Genomic DNA, 16749 nt, shown 5'->3' on the forward strand with positions numbered 1-16749 from the left:
CTCATGTCATCGACAGCTGACCACACCGACCCCTTCACACCCCCTCATCCGGAACAGGCGCGCGCCCAGCGGGTGTACGCCTCGCTGGTGCGCATCGCCGAGCGGCACGCCGCCACGGACGAACTGCGGCGCCGGCAGACGAACCCGTCGTTCCTCGCCCCGCACGAGGCCGTCCGGCTCGTGTCGTTCCTGCTCAGTGGGGCCACGCTGCGGGAGGACGGCGAACCGGAGGTGGACCAGGCCGACATCACGGCCGCGCTGAGTCTCGTACCGCTGATGCGGGCGGAGATGGACGAACTGGAGGCCGGGCTGCTGCAGATGGCGCGGGGCCGGGGCATGACCTGGCCCGACATCGCCTTCGGCCTCGGCCTCGGCACCCCCCAGGCCGCCCGCCAGCGCTACGAACGACTCGCCAGCCGGACCGCAGCCGACGACGAGGACGCCGAGACCGGGACCGGCTGACGCCGTCCTGTCCGCCGTTCTATCCGGCGTCCGTGCCGAGGTGGCAGCACGATCCCCGGCGGAGGTGATCGGCCACCTTGAGCCACGTCATCCCGGGCGGGGGCTCGTGCGCACCGGACCGGCCGGACCCGTCGGAGGCATGAGCGGACGTCAGGTCGGTCTGCTCGTACGGGACTCCCTCGCGCACCACGACCGGGATGTCGACGAGGGTGTCGAAGTCGGAGAAGGGATCGCCGCCGACGATCGTCAGATCGGCGATCCTGCCCTCCTCCACCGTGCCGAGATCCGCGTCGAGGCCGAAGAGGCGGGCCGGCACGGTGGTCGCGCTGTGCAGGGCCTCGGCGGGGGTGAAGCCGTGGGCGTGCAGGGCCCGCAGCGCCAGATGCAGGGAGAGGCCCACCGGGACCAGCGGCGCGTCGGTGCCCAGGGCGATGCGGGCGCCGTGGGCCACGAGGCGCCGGTAGTCGGCCATCTCGGTGGCGAGGGCGCGCTGTTGGGCGTCGGTGGGCTTGGTGTGGGCGTGGTCGCGTACGACGGCGACGTCCCAGGGCGGCATGAGGCGCGTCACGCGGGGATCGTCGGCCAGCCGCGGATCGGAGGCGATCAGGATCTGCGCGGTGAACGGCGTGATGATCAACGCGAAGGCCCCGTCGGCGTACTGCTGCACCAGATCCTCGCCGATGCGGCCGAGCGGAGTCGTGGCATGCCCGAACTCCAGGCGCTGGGTGGCCTGCAGATGGGTCGTCAGACTCTGGCCCGCCGCCCGGCCGGGCGCGCACAGATGACTGCCGCTGGGCACGCCGAGCACCCGGGCGACCTCGGCGGCCTCGGCCATGACCTCGCCCGGGGCCCGCACATAGGTCTTCACGAAGTCGACGTCCAGGGCGGCGGCGCGCCGGAGCGTGCGCCGGACGCCGTCGCGGGTGCGGTGGGCGCGGCCCATGCTGTACGCGGTGCGCGCCCCGTCGAGGAGTTCGGCACAGGCGAGCTGCCGCGGGCCCAGCAACTCCCCGGAACCGGCCGCCTCCCGGAGCCGGACCGCGTCGTACAGCGGACTGCCGAGACAGGCCGTGGTCGTGATGCCGTACGCGAGCGCGGTGAGACTCTGCCGGGCGCCGTAGGTGGCCGAATACGGGTGGGTGTGGCTGTCGAAGAGACCGGGGACGACGGTGCGGTCCGAGGCGTCGAGGGTGCGGTGTCCGGGGCGGCGGGCCCGGTGCGGCTCGACGGCGGTGATCCGTTTGCCGGTGACGAGGATGTCGACGTCGTGCCGCGGCGGCGCGCCGGTGCCGTCCCACAGCTGGCCGGCGTGGATCCGCAGCGGCTCGGGGGAGCCGCTCCCGGCGCGACCGGTGGTCAGACGGAGCGGGAGCGTGTGGGTCCGGGCGGTGGCGAGGGAGAGACGGCGCAGGCGGCCGTCGGAGAGGTAGAGCAGCGTGCCGGAGTCACCGGACCAGCTGGGGTGGTCGGCCGGCTCGTCGGTGAGCCGGCGTACGGGACCGGCCGGGGTGCCGTCCGCTGTCACCGGCAGCAGCCACAGCGCCGACTCGGCCACCAGTACCATCCAGCGGCCGTCGGGGGACCACACGGGTCCGGAGGCGACCCGGTCGGACAACGACTGGTGCTCGGCGGGCAGATGACGGCGTTCGCCGCCGGTGCGGGTGTCGATGACCCGGATGAGGTTGTATCCCTCTCGGAAGCGCTGGTTGAGCCGGTTGCGGTCGCAGAAGGCCACGTACCGGCCGTCGGGTGACCAGGTGGGCGCGCCGGGCGGCCCGTCGGTGGCCAGCGGCCGGGCCAGTCGCTCCTCGGCGCCCGTGGCCAGGGTGCGCACCAGCAGGTTGCCGGTCACGTCCTGGCAGGCCAGCCGGGTGCCGTCCGGGGACAGCGCGGGATACAGCCGCCCGCCGTCGGCCAACGGCTCGTCGGCGCCGCTGTCCAGGTGGTGACGGCGTACGGCCACCAGCCCGTCCTGGTCCGTGCAGTACAGCAGGCTGCGCCCGTCCGGCGCCCACACGGGCATCTGCAGCAAGTGCACGTCGGCCGCCTGGAGCAGCTTGCGCGGTGTGCCTCCGACCGGCATCAGCCACAGGGCGTTCAGCGCCACGAAGGCCACACCGCGCCCGTCGGGGGACAGGGCGGGCCGGTGCAGACCGAGTACCGGGGCCGGGCGCTCGGGCGTGAGCGGACGCCGTCGGCGCGGCCCGGACGGATCGGGGACCGGCATCCGTGCGGTGAAGGGCACCTCCCGCACCGTGGAGCCGCCCAGCGAGCGGATCCGGATCCGGCCGTCCCCGACGTACAGCAGCTCGTCCTCGCTCAGCCAGCGCGGCGGAGCGGCCGCCAGGTCCTCGTCCGCCGTGACGACCTCGCCGTCGACCATCAGCCGCGCCGAGTCCGCCGGAACCCCGGGGGTGCTCGCGCCGGTCAGATGCACATACGCGATGCGCCCGGAGGGCGACACGGACGGGCACACCAACCGGCCCGAGGACACCGTGCGCAGCACCTCGGCCGGACCGCCCGAGACCGGTACCCGGACCAGCGACAGTCCGCCGTCGTTGCCGCCGCCGGGTGTGTGGGCGGCGCGTACGCACACCAGTGACCGTCCGTCCGCCGACCAGGCCGGATCGAAGTCCTCGTGGTCCCCGCCGGTGACCCGGCGCGGCCGGCCGTCGGCCAGGTCCAGCACCCACAGCCCGAAGGAGGAACCGGCGGTGGCGTCGCCGCCGCGTTCGGAGGAGAAGGCCAGCCGGGTGCCGTCCGGTGACCAGGCGACCCCTCGGTCGTCCCAGGGCCCGTCCGTCACCTGCCGCAGCCCGCCGCCGTCGGGCCGCAGCGTCCACAGATGGAAGCCGCCCCCGCGATACCCGCACACGGCCAGCGTCTCCCCGTCCGGGGACAGGGCGGGACGCGTCGCCTCCAGCTCCCAGCCCGACACCTGTACGGCCGTCCCCCCGTCCCGCGGCACCCGCCACAGCACCCCCTGCACCTCGGCGATCAGCGCACCGCCGCCCGGGGAGCCGGTGACCGAACCCCCGGTCGTCCGGGTGTAGGTGAGGAACCGCCCGCCGTGGCCGTCCGGCTCACCGGACCCGACCGGCACCCCCACTGCCGCCGCCCGCGAGGCCGCGGCGGTCACCAGCCCTGCCGCCGCCGTCCCGAGAAACCCACGCCGGTCGACGCTGCCGAAGTCCATCCCGTTCCCCCTGTTCTTCCTGCCGTCTCTGTCCCAGCGAAGTGGCAGCGGTACCCCTCGCACCAGTAGGCAATTTCGGCCACAGCTGCCCCGCCCCACGACCAGCGCAACGCCCGGACGGTACTGCGGTCACGTCCGGTCACCCCGCCGAGCGGTCGACGAGACCGAAGACCTCAGGCACCTCAACCGCCGCTGCACCCGCGGCCACCGACGCCGGCCATGGCCGGTCCGCCCCCGATGCGCCCTCGTCGCGCCCTCCTGAAACCCGGTCCGGACGGCGGCGCTTGGGCGCATGGGGGGACACGACGACCGCAGCATCCCGTCATCCGGATCCGACGAACAGCGGCAGCGGCCGCCCGGCGTTCCCCGCCCCTGGGAGAACACCGACCGCGCCCAAGCCCTCCTGGACGGAGCCACCGGCCCGGAACCGCCGAGTCCGCCCCACTGCCCGCACTGCGGGCTCGCCGGTGAACGGCGCCCGACCTGCACCGGTCAGCACGTCCCGCTCGAACCGGGTCTCGTGTTGCCCGCGCACCTGGTGCCCGGCGGGCACCGCTGGCACATCGACAGCAACGGCGTCGCCTGGAACGGCGGCTTCGCGCAGCCCTTGGCCCGCGCCCGTTGCCGCATCCCGCACCAACTGGCCTGTCCAGGGCTCAGCCTGGACGAGATCCGGCCCTGGCGATGGCTGAGCGCGGTCCGCGAGGAGAACGCCCGCAGGGCACGGCGAAGGGCGGACGAGGAGGGGTGTCCGAAGGCGCTGCCCGATGCCGGCTGAAGCCTGCGGCCGGGGCGGGCCTGGGCGGGCCGGGGCCGGCCGGAAGCGGCGCCGGACGCAGGAGCCCCGGCGTCACCAGCCCGTCAGCAGCAGATGGTTGAGAAGCAGGGCCAGGATCGCCTGGGCCGTGAGCCAGGCACGGGGGCGGGGGAGCAGGGCGCAGGCAGGGAGGAGCCAGAGGGCGAAGGGCAGCCAGATGCGTTCCGTCTCGGCCTTGCTCATGCCGGACAGGTCGGCGATCAGCAGGGCGAGCAGTGTGGCGGTGACAAGGAGGGCGAGCCGTGTCTCCGCCGGGCGTGTGCGGTCGGGTCGCGGGAGCAGTGCCGTGGCCGTCCGGCGCAGGCCCGCCGCCGTGGCCAGGCCGGTGATCAGGACCGTGCAGGCCAGGTTGGCCCAGACCCAGTAGCCGTAGGGGCGGGTGCCGCCGACGCCCTGGTAGTAGCGCGTGACGAGTAGATGGTAGGCCTGCCACCAGTCGAAGCCGGCGAGCGTGAACAGCGCGGGGAACACGGCCAGTCCGGCGAGCAGGGAGAGCAGGAGGGTGGGGCGTTCCCGGAGCGCGGAGCGGGTGAGTGCCACGACCGCCGCGGCGATCAGTGCGAACAGGGTGAGGCCGTAGGAGAGATAGCAGGTCAGGCCGAAGAGGAGGCCCGAGGCAGCCGCGCAGATGTGGGACCGTCGGGTCAGGGCAAGGGCGAGCAGCGCCAGGGACCAGGCGGCGACGGCCGCGAAGTAGCCGTCGGCGGACGTGCCCTGCCACACCGCGGCCGGCGCCAGCACCAGGAACGGCGCGGCCCGGCGGGCGAGGGACTCGTCGGCCAGCGCGCGCAGCGCGATCAGCACGGCCACGCATCCCGTGGCCCCCACGACGATGCACCACATCCCGGCCCAGCCCCCGCCCCGCAGCCCGATCCGGTCCAGCAGGACGAAGGTGAGCGTGGCGGCCGGCGGGTGCCCGGCGATATGGGCGGGCCAGGGGTCGGGGGTGCCGCTGACGATGTGGTGCGTGAAGTCGCGCAGGGTGGCCGGGATGTCATGGAAGCGGCCGATGACCCGGAGGTACTCGTTGCTGGTGGTCAGCCGGACCGCGATGCCCTGATGCCAGCCGTCGATCAGGGCCAGGGACAGGATCCAGGCCAGGGCGCTCGCCCAGGCCGCCGCGAGCAGCGCACGCCAGGGCAGCCGGGCCGCGACGGCGGGGCCGTACACCACGGTCGCCGCGGCCACCGCCAGGGCCGCCGGAGTGCCGGGCCCGACATGCGGGTCCCAGTCGGCGAACACCGGTGGCCAGTGCACGAACAGGGTGTGGCGGGTGTCCTGGATGTGCCGGCCGACGACGACGGCCGCCGTCACGAGCAGGGCGGCGGCACCGGCGGCGTAGAAGTCGCGGCGGAGAGATCGAGTCACACCGGAACGCTAGGCCGGGACACCGGCGAGAGGCCGCCGTCCGGGCAGGACGTCAGCGTTTCGTCACCGGTCGCGGCCCCTTTCCGGGGGGTGTCCCGGCCTACGGTCGGGACATGCGCGACCATCCCCGCCTTCCCACGTCCCCAGGTTTCTGGCGCAGCCCGCTGCGCGGCCCCTGGTTCACCTCGGTGCTCGGCCTCGTGCTGCTCGTCGGCATCACCGTGCTGTTCGTGACCGGTCTGGTGTCGTACGCCGCCTACAACCCGGGCCTGTCCCGGGTGAACGACCAGACGCCGGACAAGGGCATCCTGGGCTTCTACCTGTTCGCCTGGCCCACCGGCCCGGTGTGGCTGTACCGGCTCACCCAGGGCGTCCATGTGACGCTCGGCATCACCCTGGTCCCGGTCCTGCTGGCCAAGCTGTGGTCGGTGGTGCCGAGGCTGTTCACCCTGCCGCCGGCCCGCTCGGTGACGCACGCGCTGGAGCGGATCTCGCTGTTGCTGCTGGTCGGCGGCGGTCTGTTCGAGTTCACGACCGGGGTCCTCAACGTCCAGCTGGACTATGTCTTCCCCGGCTCGTTCTATCCGCTGCACTTCTACGGGGCGTGGGTGTTCTTCGCCGCCTTCCTCGCCCATGCCGCGCTCAAGACACCGGCCGCGGTGCGCACCGTACGGCGGCGACGGGACGAGCCGAGCGACCTCGTCACCCCGCGCCCCGAGGCGCCCACCGTGTCCCGGCGCGGCGCGCTGGGGCTGGTCGGCGGGGGTTCCCTGCTGCTGTTCCTGACCACGGTCGGACAGAGCCTCGGCGGACCCTTCCGCCGTACGGCGCTGCTCGCGCCGCACGGCACGGCCGATCCCGGCGGCGGCCCGAACGGCTTCCAGATCAACAAGACGGCCGCCTACGCCGGAGTCACCGCGGCCGACACCCACGAGGACTCCTGGCGGCTCGTCGTCACCGGCCGCACCGGGACCGTCCGGCTCAGCCGCGCCCAGCTGCTCCAACTTCCGCAGCACAGCGCGTCGTTGCCCATCGCCTGTGTGGAGGGCTGGTCGACCGCCGACCAGTGGTGGCGCGGGGTGCGGCTGCGCGACCTCGCGGCGCTCGTCGGGTACGACGGCGACCCGCCCGACGTGTTCGTGGAGTCCCTGCAACGCCACGGGGCCTTCCGTCGCGCCGCCCTGCGCGCCAACCAGGTGGCCGACGGACGCTCCCTGCTCGCCCTGTCCGTCAACGGCGAGGAACTCTCCCCCGACCACGGCCACCCGGCGCGGATCATCGTGCCCGCGGCACCCGGTGTGCTCAACACCAAGTGGGTGGCCCGACTGACCTTCGGAGACCTGTGATGCCGCGCCGCGTACCTCTGGGCAGTCCTCTCCAACTGCTGCTGCTCGCCTGCTCGTTCGCGCTCGCCGCGTACGCCGGGGTCCGGCTGTTCGCCGGTGACTGGCTCGGTGTGGTGCTGTGGATCGTGGGCGCCGCCCTGCTGCACGACCTCGTCCTGCTGCCGCTGTACACGCTGGCTGACCGGGCCGTCGTCCGCGGCCTCGGAGCGGCCGGACGGCGCGGCTGGACGCTGTACGTCCGCGTCCCGGCGCTGCTGTCCGGACTGCTCCTGCTCGTGTGGTTCCCGCTGATCAGCGGGATGGTGGCCGGGCCTTACCGGTTGGCCACCGGGCTCTCCCCGGACGGCTTCCTCACCCGCTGGCTGCTGATCAGCGCCGTTCTCTTCGGCGGTTCGGCGGTGCTGCTGATGTGGCGGGTGCGCAGGGCAGCGAAGCAACGGCCGTCCGCGCCCCACTGAGCGACGGGCCGCCACCCGGCCCTGCGCGCGTACCGCAGCAGGGCCGGGGTGCCGAGGCGCGCCCAGGGGAAGGGCGCACCGGTGGTGCGGGGGACACCTGTCGTGTCGACGACCTGGACCCGGGCGCGTTCGTCGACGTGTCCCGGCACGGTCTCGGCGATCAGCAGACCGCCCGGGCGCAGCAGCGCCGCCACCCGCTCCAACAGGGCGGCCGGCTCCCCGCCGATGCCGACGTTGCCGTCCATGAGCAGCACGGTGTCCCAGCGGCCCTCGCCGGGCAACGGCTCGAAGACCGAGCGCCGCAGCGCCTGCCCGCCGAGCCCGACCGTGTGGTCGACGGCGGCCTCGCTGACGTCGATGCCGAGCACGGTACGGCCGCGGACGGCCAGCTCCGCGACCAGCCGGCCGGGCCCGCAGCCGACGTCCAGGACGGCGCCCTCGCAGCGGTCAAGCACCGCCCGGTCCACGGCGTCCGCGTCGGCGCACCAGCGCTCCACCTCCAGCGGCAGCAGCCAGCCGTCGGCGCGGCGCAGGAACAGCGGGCCGCGGCCGGTGCGCAGCGCGGCCGCGTAGGGATCGGCTGCCGCCCAGGCAACGGAGCCGCCCATCACCGGACGACCGGCGTACAGCGGGCCAGCCGGGCGGCGAACCGCCCGTGCGGGGCCAGCGCGGCGACGGCGTGCGCGTCGGCGGCGGTGTCGACGTCCCGCAGCCGGGGCAGCTCGCGCACCCGCAGCCCCGCGGCCAGCAGCCGCTCCCGCTGCATCGCGCCGGTCTCGGGTGTCGACATGGGCACGCCCCGCAGCAGTGCGGGGTCGGGCTCGGCCAGGCCCAGCGCCCAGAACCCGCCGTCCTCCGCCGGACCGAGATACGCGTCGCAGCCCGCGAAGTCCACGGCGAGCAGCTCAGGCGTCACCTGCGGGGTGTCCATACCGATCAGCAGGGCCGGGCCCGAGCAGTGCGCGAAGGCGTCCGCCAGCCGCCCGTCCAGCCCGCCCGTGCACTGCGGCAGTACCTCGAAGCCGGGCGGCAGCCACGGTCCCGGCGCCCCGTCGAGGACCAGGACCCGCCGGGTCGCGGGCGCCGCCGCCACGGCGTGCAGGGTGTCGCAGAGCGCCGCCTCCGCGAGGCGGGCCGCCTGCCGCGGGGTGAACGGCGGGGTGAGCCGGGTCTTGACGCGCCCGGGGAGCGGTTCCTTGGCGATGACGAGCAGCGTGGTCATCGTACGAGCCCCCCGTCGGCCGGGGTCTCGGCCAGCACGCGGCTCATGTCCCGCACCGCCTGCCAGGTGCCGCGCCAGGTACCCGTCACCTTGGAGGTGCCGGTGCGCGGGCGGTAGGGCACGTCGTGCTCGGCGATGCGCCAGCCGGCGTCGGCCGCGCGGACGACCATCTGCAGCGGGTAGCCGCTGCGCCGGTCGGTGAGGTCCAGCGCGAGCAGCGGCTCGCGGCGCGCGGCGCGCAGCGGGCCCAGGTCGTGCAGGCGCAGTCCGGTACGGCGGCGCAGCATCCGCGCCAGCGCGAGATTGCCCGCGCGGGCATGCGCGGGCCAGGCACCCCGGCCCTCGGGACGCCGCCGGCCCAGCACCAGGTCGGCCGCGTCCTTGCGGATCTCCCGCACGAACGGGACGAGCAGCGCGGGATCGAGGGAGGCGTCACAGTCGCAGAAGCACACGATGTCGCTCGTGGCCGCGGTCAGCCCCGCATGGCAGGCGGCGCCGAAGCCGCGCCGCGGCTCGCGCACCACCGTCGCGCCGAGGGCGCGGGCGATGTCGGGCGAGCCGTCGGTGGAACCGTTGTCGACGACGAGGGCGCGCCAGCCGGCCGGAATCCGGCCGAGCACCCAGGGCAGGGCCTCGGCCTCGTCCAGGCAGGGCAGCACCACGTCGACGTCCGTTGAAGTGGTCGTCACGGTTTCACCCTACGAACATGAATCGGGCATATCGGACTCATGGTCCTTACGAAACGCGGACGCCCGGCCCGCGGCGCACCGGGGGCGGGCGCGCAGTGCGACGCTTGAGGCATGCAACCGCAGTACGAGCCCCACGGGACCGAAGCCGCAGGCGAGACGGCCCGGATCCTGGTCGTCGACGACGACCCGACCGTCGCCGAGGTCGTCACCGGATATCTGCACCGCGCCGGCTATCTGGTCGACCGCGCCGACGACGGCCCGACCGCCCTCACCCGTGCCGCCGCGCACCGGCCCGACCTCGTGGTGCTCGACCTGATGCTGCCCGGCATGGACGGCCTGGAGGTGTGCCGGCGGATGCGGGACCGCGGGCCCGTGCCGGTCATCATGCTCACCGCCCGCGGTGACGAGGACGACCGCATCCTGGGCCTGGAGGTCGGCGCCGACGACTACGTCACCAAGCCCTTCAGTCCCCGTGAACTGGTCCTGCGCGTCGAGTCGGTGCTGCGCCGCAGCCGCCCCGCCACCACGGGACACCGGCTGGCCGCGGCCGGACTGGCCGTCGACCCCGACGCCCGCAGGGCCACCAAGAACGGCAGTGAACTCGCCCTCACCCTCCGCGAGTTCGATCTGCTCGCCTTCTTCCTGCGGCACCCCGGCCGCGCCTACAGCCGCGAGGACCTGATGCGCGAGGTCTGGGGCTGGGACTTCGGCGACCTGTCCACCGTCACCGTCCATGTCCGCCGGCTGCGCGGCAAGGTCGAGGACGACCCGGCCCAGCCCCGCCTGATCCAGACGGTCTGGGGCGTGGGCTACCGCTTCGAGGCCTCCGGGGTGGTGCACTGACCATGCGCGACACCCTGCTCATCGCCCTCTACGCTTTCGCCGGAGCCGCGGCCGCCGGGGCCGCGGGAGCGGGCGTGCTGCGCCTGATCCGGCGCCGCTCGCTCACCGCCTCCCTCGCCGTGGTCGCGGCCGTCGGCGTCGTCGCCATGCTCGCCGGGACGCTCGCCGTCGCGTGGGCGATGTTCCTGTCCTCGCACGACCTGAGCGTGGTCACCACCGTGGTCGCGATGGCGGCCGTGGTCTCACTGGTCACCGCGCTGCTCCTGGGCCGCTGGGTGGTCGCCCGCAGCCGTGCGCTCACCGACGCCGCCCGCTCCTTCGGCGACGCCGGCTCCTTCGCCGCCCCGCACGGCCCCGCCACCGCCGAACTGGACGCACTCAGCCGCGAGTTGGCCGCGACCAGCGCACGGCTCGCCGAATCCCGGGAACGAGAGCGGGCGCTGGAGAAGTCCCGGCGCGAACTGGTCGCCTGGATCTCGCACGATCTGCGCACCCCGCTGGCCGGCCTGCGCGCCATGTCCGAGGCGCTGGAGGACGGCGTGGCCGCCGACCCCGGCCGCTACCTCAAGCAGATCCGCACCGAGGTCGAACGGCTCAACGACATGGTCGGCGACCTCTTCGAACTCTCCCGCATTCACGCGGGCACCCTCCCGCTGAGCCCCTCCCGGATCTCCCTGTACGACCTGGTCGGCGACGCGCTCGCGGGCGCCGACCCGCTCGCCCGGGAGCACGGCGTACGACTCGTGGGCGACCGCGTCGAACCCGTACCCGTCGAGGTGGACGGCAAGGAGATGACCCGGGTGCTCGGCAACCTCCTGGTCAACGCCATCCGCCGCACCCCTGCCGACGGCACGGTCGCGATCGCCGCCGAACGCACCGACGAGGGCGTGGTGCTGTCCGTCACGGACGGCTGCGGCGGTATCCCCGAGGAGGACCTGCCGCGGGTCTTCGACACCGGCTGGCGTGGGACCGACGCCCGCACCCCACCGGCGGGCGCGGGCCTCGGCCTGGCGATCGTCCGCGGCATCGTGGAGGCCCACCAGGGCCGCGCCACCGTCCGCAACATCCCCGGCGGCTGCCGCTTCGAGCTGACGCTGCCCGCGGCGCCCTAGGCGGGCTCCCGCCCCCGCCCGGTGACCGGCCCGCGGCCGCCTCAGGCGGACGCGGCCGCCGCGAACTCCCGCATCCCCTCCGCGAACCCGACCTGCGGCTTCCACCCCAGCGCGGACCGCAGCCGGGAGGAGTCGGCGGTGATGTGCCGTACGTCCCCGAGCCGGTACTCCCCGGTGACGACGGGCTCCGGTCCGCCGCACGCGGCCGCCAGGGCATGGGCCAGCTCGCCGACGGTACGCGGCTCACCGCTGCCGGTGTTGTACGCCGTGAGGACACCCGGGGAGGCCTCCGCCTCCAGCGCGGCCACGTTCGCCTCCGCCACGTCCCGGACATGCACGAAGTCACGGCGCTGCCGCCCGTCCTCGAACACCCGGGGGGCTTCCCCGCGGGCCAGGGCCGAGCGGAAGAAGGACGCGACCCCGGCGTACGGGGTGTCCCGCGGCATCCGGGGCCCGTACACGTTGTGATAGCGCAACGACACCGCCGACCCGCCCGTGCTGCGGGCCCAGGCGGCGGCCAGGTGTTCCTGGGCCAGCTTGGTCGTGGCGTACACGTTGCGCGGATCGGCCGGGGCGTCCTCGTCGACCAGTCCGGGGCTCAGCTCCGCCCCGCAACGCGGGCACAGGGGCTCGAACCGTCCCGCGTCGAGGTCGGCGACGCTCCGGGGCCCCGGCCGTACGATGCCGTGCCGCGGGCAGGTGTAACGCCCCTCGCCGTACACCACCATCGACCCGGCGAGAACCAGGCGCCGTACCCCCGCCTCCGCCATGGCCGCGACCAGTACGGCCGTGCCGAGGTCATTGCGTGAGACGTACTCAGCCGCGTCGGCGACGCCGTTGCCGAGTCCGACCATCGCCGCCTGGTGGCAGACGGCGTCCACCCCGGCCAGCGCCCGTGCGACCGACGCCGGGTCGCGCACGTCCGCGCCGGGATCCGCGCGGACGTCGTACACGAGCGGCTCGTGCCCGTTCGCCCGCAGCGCCTCGACGACATGGGACCCGATGAACCCGGCACCGCCGGTGACCAGTACACGCATACGGCCACGCTAGACGCGGACGGCACCGCGACCGGCCGACGCGGCGGTCGCGTCATGACTCCGTAAGAGATGCTGCGGGCGGCGCTGCGGCGCGCCGTCACAGGCGCCCTGCGCGCTTACGGCACATCCCCGGTACGACAACGTCTGGTTGCTCAGGGGCGCGAGGGGAGCGCGCGGTGGGTGCGGCTTTAAGAATCTCCGTCAACAACGTTGACTCCTGGGTGCGGCGCCCCCACATTACCTACCAGTAGAACCGCGAAGTAACCCCACCTCTTCCGGTACTTCCCCCTGCTCTGAGCCGCTGCATTCTCGTGCACCAGCACACGGTCGGGCACCGTCATGCCCGCCTGCTCGGTGTCCCCATCCCGAGAACAAGGAGCCCGTTCCCATGCCCATGCCTGCCCTGCGCCGTGCCATCGCCGCGGCCTCCGCACTCGCCGGTGCGCTGGCCCTCGGCCTCACCGCCGCACCCGTCCAGGCCGCCACCACCCTGAACTACGCCGCCCTCGGCGACAGTTACAGCGCCGCCTCAGGTGTGCTGCCCGTTGACACGAGCAATCTGATCTGCCTGCGCTCCACGGCCAACTACCCCCACGTCATCGCCGCCCGCACCGGCGCCCGACTGACCGACGTCACCTGCGGCGCCGCCCAGACCAAGGACTTCACCGGGTCGCAGTACCCCGGAGTCGCCCCGCAGGCAGACGCTGTCACCGCGGACACCGGCCTGGTGACGCTGACCATCGGCGGCAACGACGACGGCACCTTCATCAACGCCATGCTCGCCTGCGGCAGCGCGGGCATCCTCACCGCAGGCCAGGGCAGCCCCTGCAAGGACATGTACGGCAGCTCCTTCGACGACGCCATCGACACGAACACCTACCCCGCGCTGAAGAACGCGCTGAGCAGTGTCCGGGCCAAGGCGCCGGGCGCCCGCGTGGCGGTGCTCGGCTACCCGTGGATCACCCCCGCCGAGGCCGACCCGTCCTGCTTCGCCCAACTCCCCGTCGCCTCCGGCGACGTGCCGTACCTGCACGCCCTGCAGGCCCACCTCAACACCGTCGTACAGCGCGCCGCCGAGGAGACCGGGGCCACCTACGTGGACTTCTCCCAGGCCTCCGAGGGGCACGACGCATGCCAGGCCGTCGGCACCCGATGGATCGAGCCGCTGCTGTTCGGGACGAACATCGTGCCCGTCCACCCCAACGCGCTCGGCGAACAGCGCATGGCCGAGCGCACCATGAGCGTCCTCGGCCTCGACTGACCCCTGGGACGGCCCGGCAGGTCAGGCGCGTGCGCCGCCGTCCACCCGCAGCACCGTGCCGGTCACGAAGGAGGAACGGTCGCTCAGGAGCCATGCGGCGGCCTGGGCGATCTCCTCGGGTACGGCGGCGCGGCGCAGCGGAGTGACGGCGGTGAGCCGTTCCTGGAGCCCGGGGGACTCCGCCTCCCAGGCCCGGATCATCTCCGTCAGCGTGTTGCCGGGGGCGATGGCGTTGACCCGGATGCCCTCGGGGCCGTATGTCACGGCCGCCGACTCCGTCAGGCTGTTCACCGCCCGCTTCATCGCACCGTACGCCGGCAGCTCGGGATTGCCCCGCAGACTGCCGACGGAGGAGTTGTTGACGATGGCGCCGGTCCCGGCGGTGGCCCGGATGGCGGCGACCTCGGCGACCATGGCCAGCCAGACGCCCTTGAGGTTCACCGTGTAGACCTCGTCGAAGTCGGCCTCCGGCAGCGCGTCCATCGGACCGGGCCGCTGGAGCGTCGCACCGTTGTTGAAGGCGACGTCGAGACGGCCGTACAGCTGGACCGTACGGTCCACGGCCGCCCGCACGCTCCCCGTGTCCGCCAGATCGCAGACGACGTAGTCCGCGGTGCCGCCCGCCGCACGGATCTCCTCGGTCACCGCCTTCAACTGAGCCTCCGTGCGGGCCGCGAGCACCACCCGGGCCCCTTCCCGGGCGAAGAGCCGCGCCGCGGCGGCGCCGATCCCGCGCCCGGCCCCGGTGACGAAGGCGACCTTGCCGGTCAGGAGGCCGGAGGTGTGCGACGTGCGTGCTTCGATGAGCTGTGTGTTCTCCATGGCAGCGAGCCTGCGCCCGCGAGCAGGGCCCATCCAGGCACCAGGAGTACCTGGATCGCCGCTGTGGCACCCGCGCACACTGGAGGTGTGGACAGAGCGGAACTGGCGGCCTTCCTGCGCAGCAGGCGCGAGCGGATCAGCCCCGCCGACGTGGGCCTGCCCGTCGGGCCGCGCCGCCGCACGCCGGGGCTGCGCCGCGAGGAGGTCGCACAGCTGGCGTACATCTCGACCGAGTACTACACCCGCCTGGAGCAGGCTCGCGGCCCGCGCCCCTCGCGCGAGGTGCTGACCGGGCTGGCCCGGGCCCTGCGGCTGACGGACGCCGAACGCGGCCACCTCCACCTGCTCGCCGGCGCCCCGCCGGGCCCACCGCCCGGACCCTCGCGCGAAGTGCCGCAGAGCATCCTCGACCTGGTGCACCGGCTGCCGCAGTCCGCCGCCTTCGTGACCTCCGCCCTGCTGGAGGTGCTCGCCTGGAACGAGCTCGCGGCCGCCCTCATGGAGGACTTCTCGGCCCTGCCCCGACGCGACCGAAACCTGGCGCGCCGGGCCTTCCTCGGGCCGCGTCCCGAGGGACGGAGGCTGTACGGCGTGTCCGACCCCGACACGTTCGCCCGCCACGCGGCCCGGCGCCTGCGCACCACCGCCGCCCGCTACCCGGACGATCCCGAGGTGAGCACCCTGATCCGCGAACTCCTCGCCAGAAGTGCGGAGTTCGCCCGGCTGTGGGCCTCCCACGACGTGGCCACGGAGCCCACCCTGTGCAAGACGTTCCAGCACCCGCTGGTCGGGCCGGTCACCGTCAACTGCGACGCCCTCGACCTCACCGACCGGGACCAGCAGGTCGTCATCTACACCGCCGTCCCCGGTTCGTCCTCCGAGGAGGCGCTGCGGCTGCTGTCGGTCATCGGCACCCAGCGCATGGACGCACCCCGCTGAACTTCCCGTGCCGGCCCGCGCGTTCAGCCCCGCTGGAAGAACTCCACCTCGCCGACCGCGACCACGCGCTGCCCGGTGAGTCCCGTGACCGAGCCCAGCACCAGCCGTACCTTCACCACGTCATCGATGCCGGTCGCGACGGTCTGGTCTCCCGGCTTGTCGCTGAGGTCGATCTCCTTGTGGTGCACCGAGCCGTCCGCCGAGGTGACCTGCATGTCCATGCGCAGCGCCCGCGCCTCACGGGCGTACTCCTCGGGTTGCTTCGACGCGCCGTTGGTGATGATGAGGTCGACCAGCCGGAACGGCTTGCCGAAGGTGTACGTGATCGAGGCTCCGGCCCCCGGCGCCCCCCAGTAGCGGTTGCTGAGTCCGTCCGTGGTGTCCTTCGCCGGATGCCCGGGCACCTCGGCACTGGCGTGGATACCCACCGGTGTGACGGCCTTGGCGCCACTGAGCTTGTCCCGGGTGTCCTCGAACAGGGCGCGCCCGGCCGGGAGCAGGAAGAACCCGCCCACGCACAGAGCGAGGATCACGGCCAGCGTCACGAGCACCCGGATCCACCGCCCGGACCCGGCACGCACCCGGCGCCGGAACGGCCAGATGGTCCGCCACCAGGGCAGCGGCGCCCGGTCCTGCGCCGGGGTGAGCGGGCCGGCACAGCGGCGGCAGAACCGGCGGCCCGGCGGATTGGGCGTCCCGCACGCCGGGCACGGCACCCCGGACACCTCCTCCGGCGCCGCCACCGGCCGCACGACGGGTCGCGGCGCGACCGGCTTCGCGGGCTGCACGGGCGCGGGCTGCGGCGCGACCGACTGCTCCGGCCGCGCGGGGCGCGGTTGCGCGGGGCCCGGCTGTGCGCTGGGTGGTTGAGCGGGGGCCGGCTGTGTGGTGGGTGGCTGTGTGGGGGTTGGTGGTGCCGCGGGTGGCTGTGAGCGGGTTGATGCCGAGGTGGGTGGCTGTGAGCGGGTTGATGCCGAGGCAGGTGGCTGCGGGGGAGCCGGTTGTGAGACGGGTGGTTGTGTGTCGGCCGGCTGTGTGGTGCTCAGAGGCTGGGGGGTGGGAGGACGGTCCGGGGGCGGAGGGAACGCCGGGGGCGTCGTGGGCGCGGACGAGCGGTCCGTAGCGCCGTCGGCGCCGCGGGTCCGGCCGATGGTGCCGGTCCGGTTGCCGCTGTGGG

15 protein-coding genes are annotated in these 16749 nt (G+C 74.0%); 7 read left to right on the forward strand and 8 right to left on the reverse strand.

Going from position 1 to position 16749, the window contains the following annotated elements:
• Positions 1-3 precede the first annotated feature (3 nt).
• Positions 4-462: a DNA-binding protein gene (locus AV521_RS41680; protein ID WP_076096678.1), complete on the forward strand. Its 459-nt coding sequence runs from the start codon at positions 4-6 to the stop codon at positions 460-462.
• A gap of 19 nt (positions 463-481) precedes the next feature.
• Here AV521_RS41680 and AV521_RS41685 read toward each other — a convergent pair whose 3' ends face one another.
• The gene (locus tag AV521_RS41685; RefSeq protein WP_076096680.1) at positions 482-3658 is read right to left on the reverse strand and encodes an amidohydrolase family protein; all 3177 of its coding nucleotides are present in this window, start codon (positions 3656-3658) and stop codon (positions 482-484) included.
• 292 nt (positions 3659-3950) lie between these two features.
• Here AV521_RS41685 and AV521_RS41690 point away from each other — a divergent pair, with 292 nt between their 5' ends.
• Positions 3951-4436, forward strand: a complete 486-nt coding sequence (locus AV521_RS41690) for a DUF6083 domain-containing protein (RefSeq protein ID WP_076096682.1) — start codon at positions 3951-3953, stop codon at positions 4434-4436.
• Positions 4437-4508: 72 nt separating this feature from the next.
• Here the strand turns inward: AV521_RS41690 and AV521_RS41695 are convergent, their stop codons facing one another.
• Positions 4509-5843 (reverse strand): hypothetical protein, encoded by a 1335-nt coding sequence (locus AV521_RS41695; RefSeq protein WP_076096684.1) that lies wholly within the window; start codon positions 5841-5843, stop codon positions 4509-4511.
• Between the two features lie 113 nt (positions 5844-5956).
• Here AV521_RS41695 and AV521_RS41700 point away from each other — a divergent pair, with 113 nt between their 5' ends.
• Positions 5957-7189 carry a molybdopterin-dependent oxidoreductase gene (locus AV521_RS41700; protein WP_076096686.1) on the forward strand — a complete coding sequence of 411 codons (1233 nt, stop codon included), beginning with the start codon at positions 5957-5959 and terminating at the stop codon, positions 7187-7189.
• A 313-nt stretch (positions 7190-7502) separates the two neighbouring features.
• On the opposite strand, the gene AV521_RS41705 is transcribed toward AV521_RS41700, so the two are convergent.
• The 3 genes from AV521_RS41705 to AV521_RS41715 are packed head-to-tail and all read right to left on the reverse strand — an operon-like array spanning position 7503 to position 9558.
• A complete protein-coding gene (locus AV521_RS41705; RefSeq protein WP_076096688.1) occupies positions 7503-8255 on the reverse strand; it encodes a bifunctional 2-polyprenyl-6-hydroxyphenol methylase/3-demethylubiquinol 3-O-methyltransferase UbiG in 753 nt (250 codons plus the stop codon).
• Entirely contained in the window at positions 8255-8869 is a 615-nt protein-coding gene (locus AV521_RS41710) for a DUF2064 domain-containing protein (RefSeq protein ID WP_076096690.1), read from the reverse strand. Before AV521_RS41710 ends, AV521_RS41705 begins: the two co-directional genes overlap by 1 nt.
• Complete coding sequence (locus AV521_RS41715) at positions 8866-9558, reverse strand: glycosyltransferase family 2 protein (RefSeq protein WP_076096692.1); 693 nt, start codon at positions 9556-9558, stop codon at positions 8866-8868. The genes AV521_RS41710 and AV521_RS41715 overlap by 4 nt, the downstream gene beginning before the upstream one ends.
• A 111-nt stretch (positions 9559-9669) precedes the next feature.
• Here AV521_RS41715 and AV521_RS41720 point away from each other — a divergent pair, with 111 nt between their 5' ends.
• Positions 9670-10401, forward strand: a complete 732-nt coding sequence (locus AV521_RS41720; protein ID WP_076096694.1) for a response regulator transcription factor — start codon at positions 9670-9672, stop codon at positions 10399-10401.
• Between the two features lie 2 nt (positions 10402-10403).
• Complete coding sequence (locus AV521_RS41725) at positions 10404-11513, forward strand: sensor histidine kinase KdpD (RefSeq protein ID WP_076096696.1); 1110 nt, start codon at positions 10404-10406, stop codon at positions 11511-11513.
• A 41-nt stretch (positions 11514-11554) separates the two neighbouring features.
• On the opposite strand, the gene AV521_RS41730 is transcribed toward AV521_RS41725, so the two are convergent.
• On the reverse strand, positions 11555-12550 hold the full coding sequence (locus tag AV521_RS41730) for an NAD(P)-dependent oxidoreductase (RefSeq protein ID WP_076096698.1): 996 nt from the start codon (positions 12548-12550) through the stop codon (positions 11555-11557).
• Between the two features lie 388 nt (positions 12551-12938).
• On the opposite strand from AV521_RS41730, the gene AV521_RS41735 reads away from it, so the two are divergent.
• The gene (locus AV521_RS41735) at positions 12939-13811 is read left to right on the forward strand and encodes an SGNH/GDSL hydrolase family protein (protein WP_076096700.1); all 873 of its coding nucleotides are present in this window, start codon (positions 12939-12941) and stop codon (positions 13809-13811) included.
• Between the two features lie 21 nt (positions 13812-13832).
• Here the strand turns inward: AV521_RS41735 and AV521_RS41740 are convergent, their stop codons facing one another.
• Entirely contained in the window at positions 13833-14633 is an 801-nt protein-coding gene (locus tag AV521_RS41740; RefSeq protein WP_076096702.1) for an SDR family NAD(P)-dependent oxidoreductase, read from the reverse strand.
• A gap of 87 nt (positions 14634-14720) precedes the next feature.
• On the opposite strand from AV521_RS41740, the gene AV521_RS41745 reads away from it, so the two are divergent.
• On the forward strand, positions 14721-15572 hold the full coding sequence (locus AV521_RS41745) for a helix-turn-helix transcriptional regulator (protein WP_076096704.1): 852 nt from the start codon (positions 14721-14723) through the stop codon (positions 15570-15572).
• A 23-nt stretch (positions 15573-15595) separates the two neighbouring features.
• Here the strand turns inward: AV521_RS41745 and AV521_RS47215 are convergent, their stop codons facing one another.
• On the reverse strand, positions 15596-16360 hold the full coding sequence (locus AV521_RS47215) for a zinc ribbon domain-containing protein (protein ID WP_079249672.1): 765 nt from the start codon (positions 16358-16360) through the stop codon (positions 15596-15598).
• Positions 16361-16749 lie beyond the last annotated feature (389 nt).

This window comes from Streptomyces sp. IMTB 2501 (assembly GCF_001953885.1).
Classification (GTDB): domain Bacteria; phylum Actinomycetota; class Actinomycetes; order Streptomycetales; family Streptomycetaceae; genus Streptomyces.

Bases quoted from the DNA above. Each gene is read 5' to 3' on its own strand.
- AV521_RS41680 (WP_076096678.1), top strand. From the start codon at position 4: ATGTCATCGACAGCTGACCACACCGACCCCTTCACACCCCCTCATCCG.
- AV521_RS41685 (WP_076096680.1), bottom strand. From the start codon at position 3,658: ATGGACTTCGGCAGCGTCGACCGGCGTGGGTTTCTCGGGACGGCGGCG.
- AV521_RS41690 (WP_076096682.1), top strand. From the start codon at position 3,951: ATGGGGGGACACGACGACCGCAGCATCCCGTCATCCGGATCCGACGAA.
- AV521_RS41700 (WP_076096686.1), top strand. From the start codon at position 5,957: ATGCGCGACCATCCCCGCCTTCCCACGTCCCCAGGTTTCTGGCGCAGC.
- AV521_RS41705 (WP_076096688.1), bottom strand. From the start codon at position 8,255: ATGGGCGGCTCCGTTGCCTGGGCGGCAGCCGATCCCTACGCGGCCGCG.
- AV521_RS41710 (WP_076096690.1), bottom strand. From the start codon at position 8,869: ATGACCACGCTGCTCGTCATCGCCAAGGAACCGCTCCCCGGGCGCGTC.
- AV521_RS41720 (WP_076096694.1), top strand. From the start codon at position 9,670: ATGCAACCGCAGTACGAGCCCCACGGGACCGAAGCCGCAGGCGAGACG.
- AV521_RS41725 (WP_076096696.1), top strand. From the start codon at position 10,404: ATGCGCGACACCCTGCTCATCGCCCTCTACGCTTTCGCCGGAGCCGCG.
- AV521_RS41730 (WP_076096698.1), bottom strand. From the start codon at position 12,550: ATGCGTGTACTGGTCACCGGCGGTGCCGGGTTCATCGGGTCCCATGTC.
- AV521_RS41735 (WP_076096700.1), top strand. From the start codon at position 12,939: ATGCCCATGCCTGCCCTGCGCCGTGCCATCGCCGCGGCCTCCGCACTC.
- AV521_RS41740 (WP_076096702.1), bottom strand. From the start codon at position 14,633: ATGGAGAACACACAGCTCATCGAAGCACGCACGTCGCACACCTCCGGC.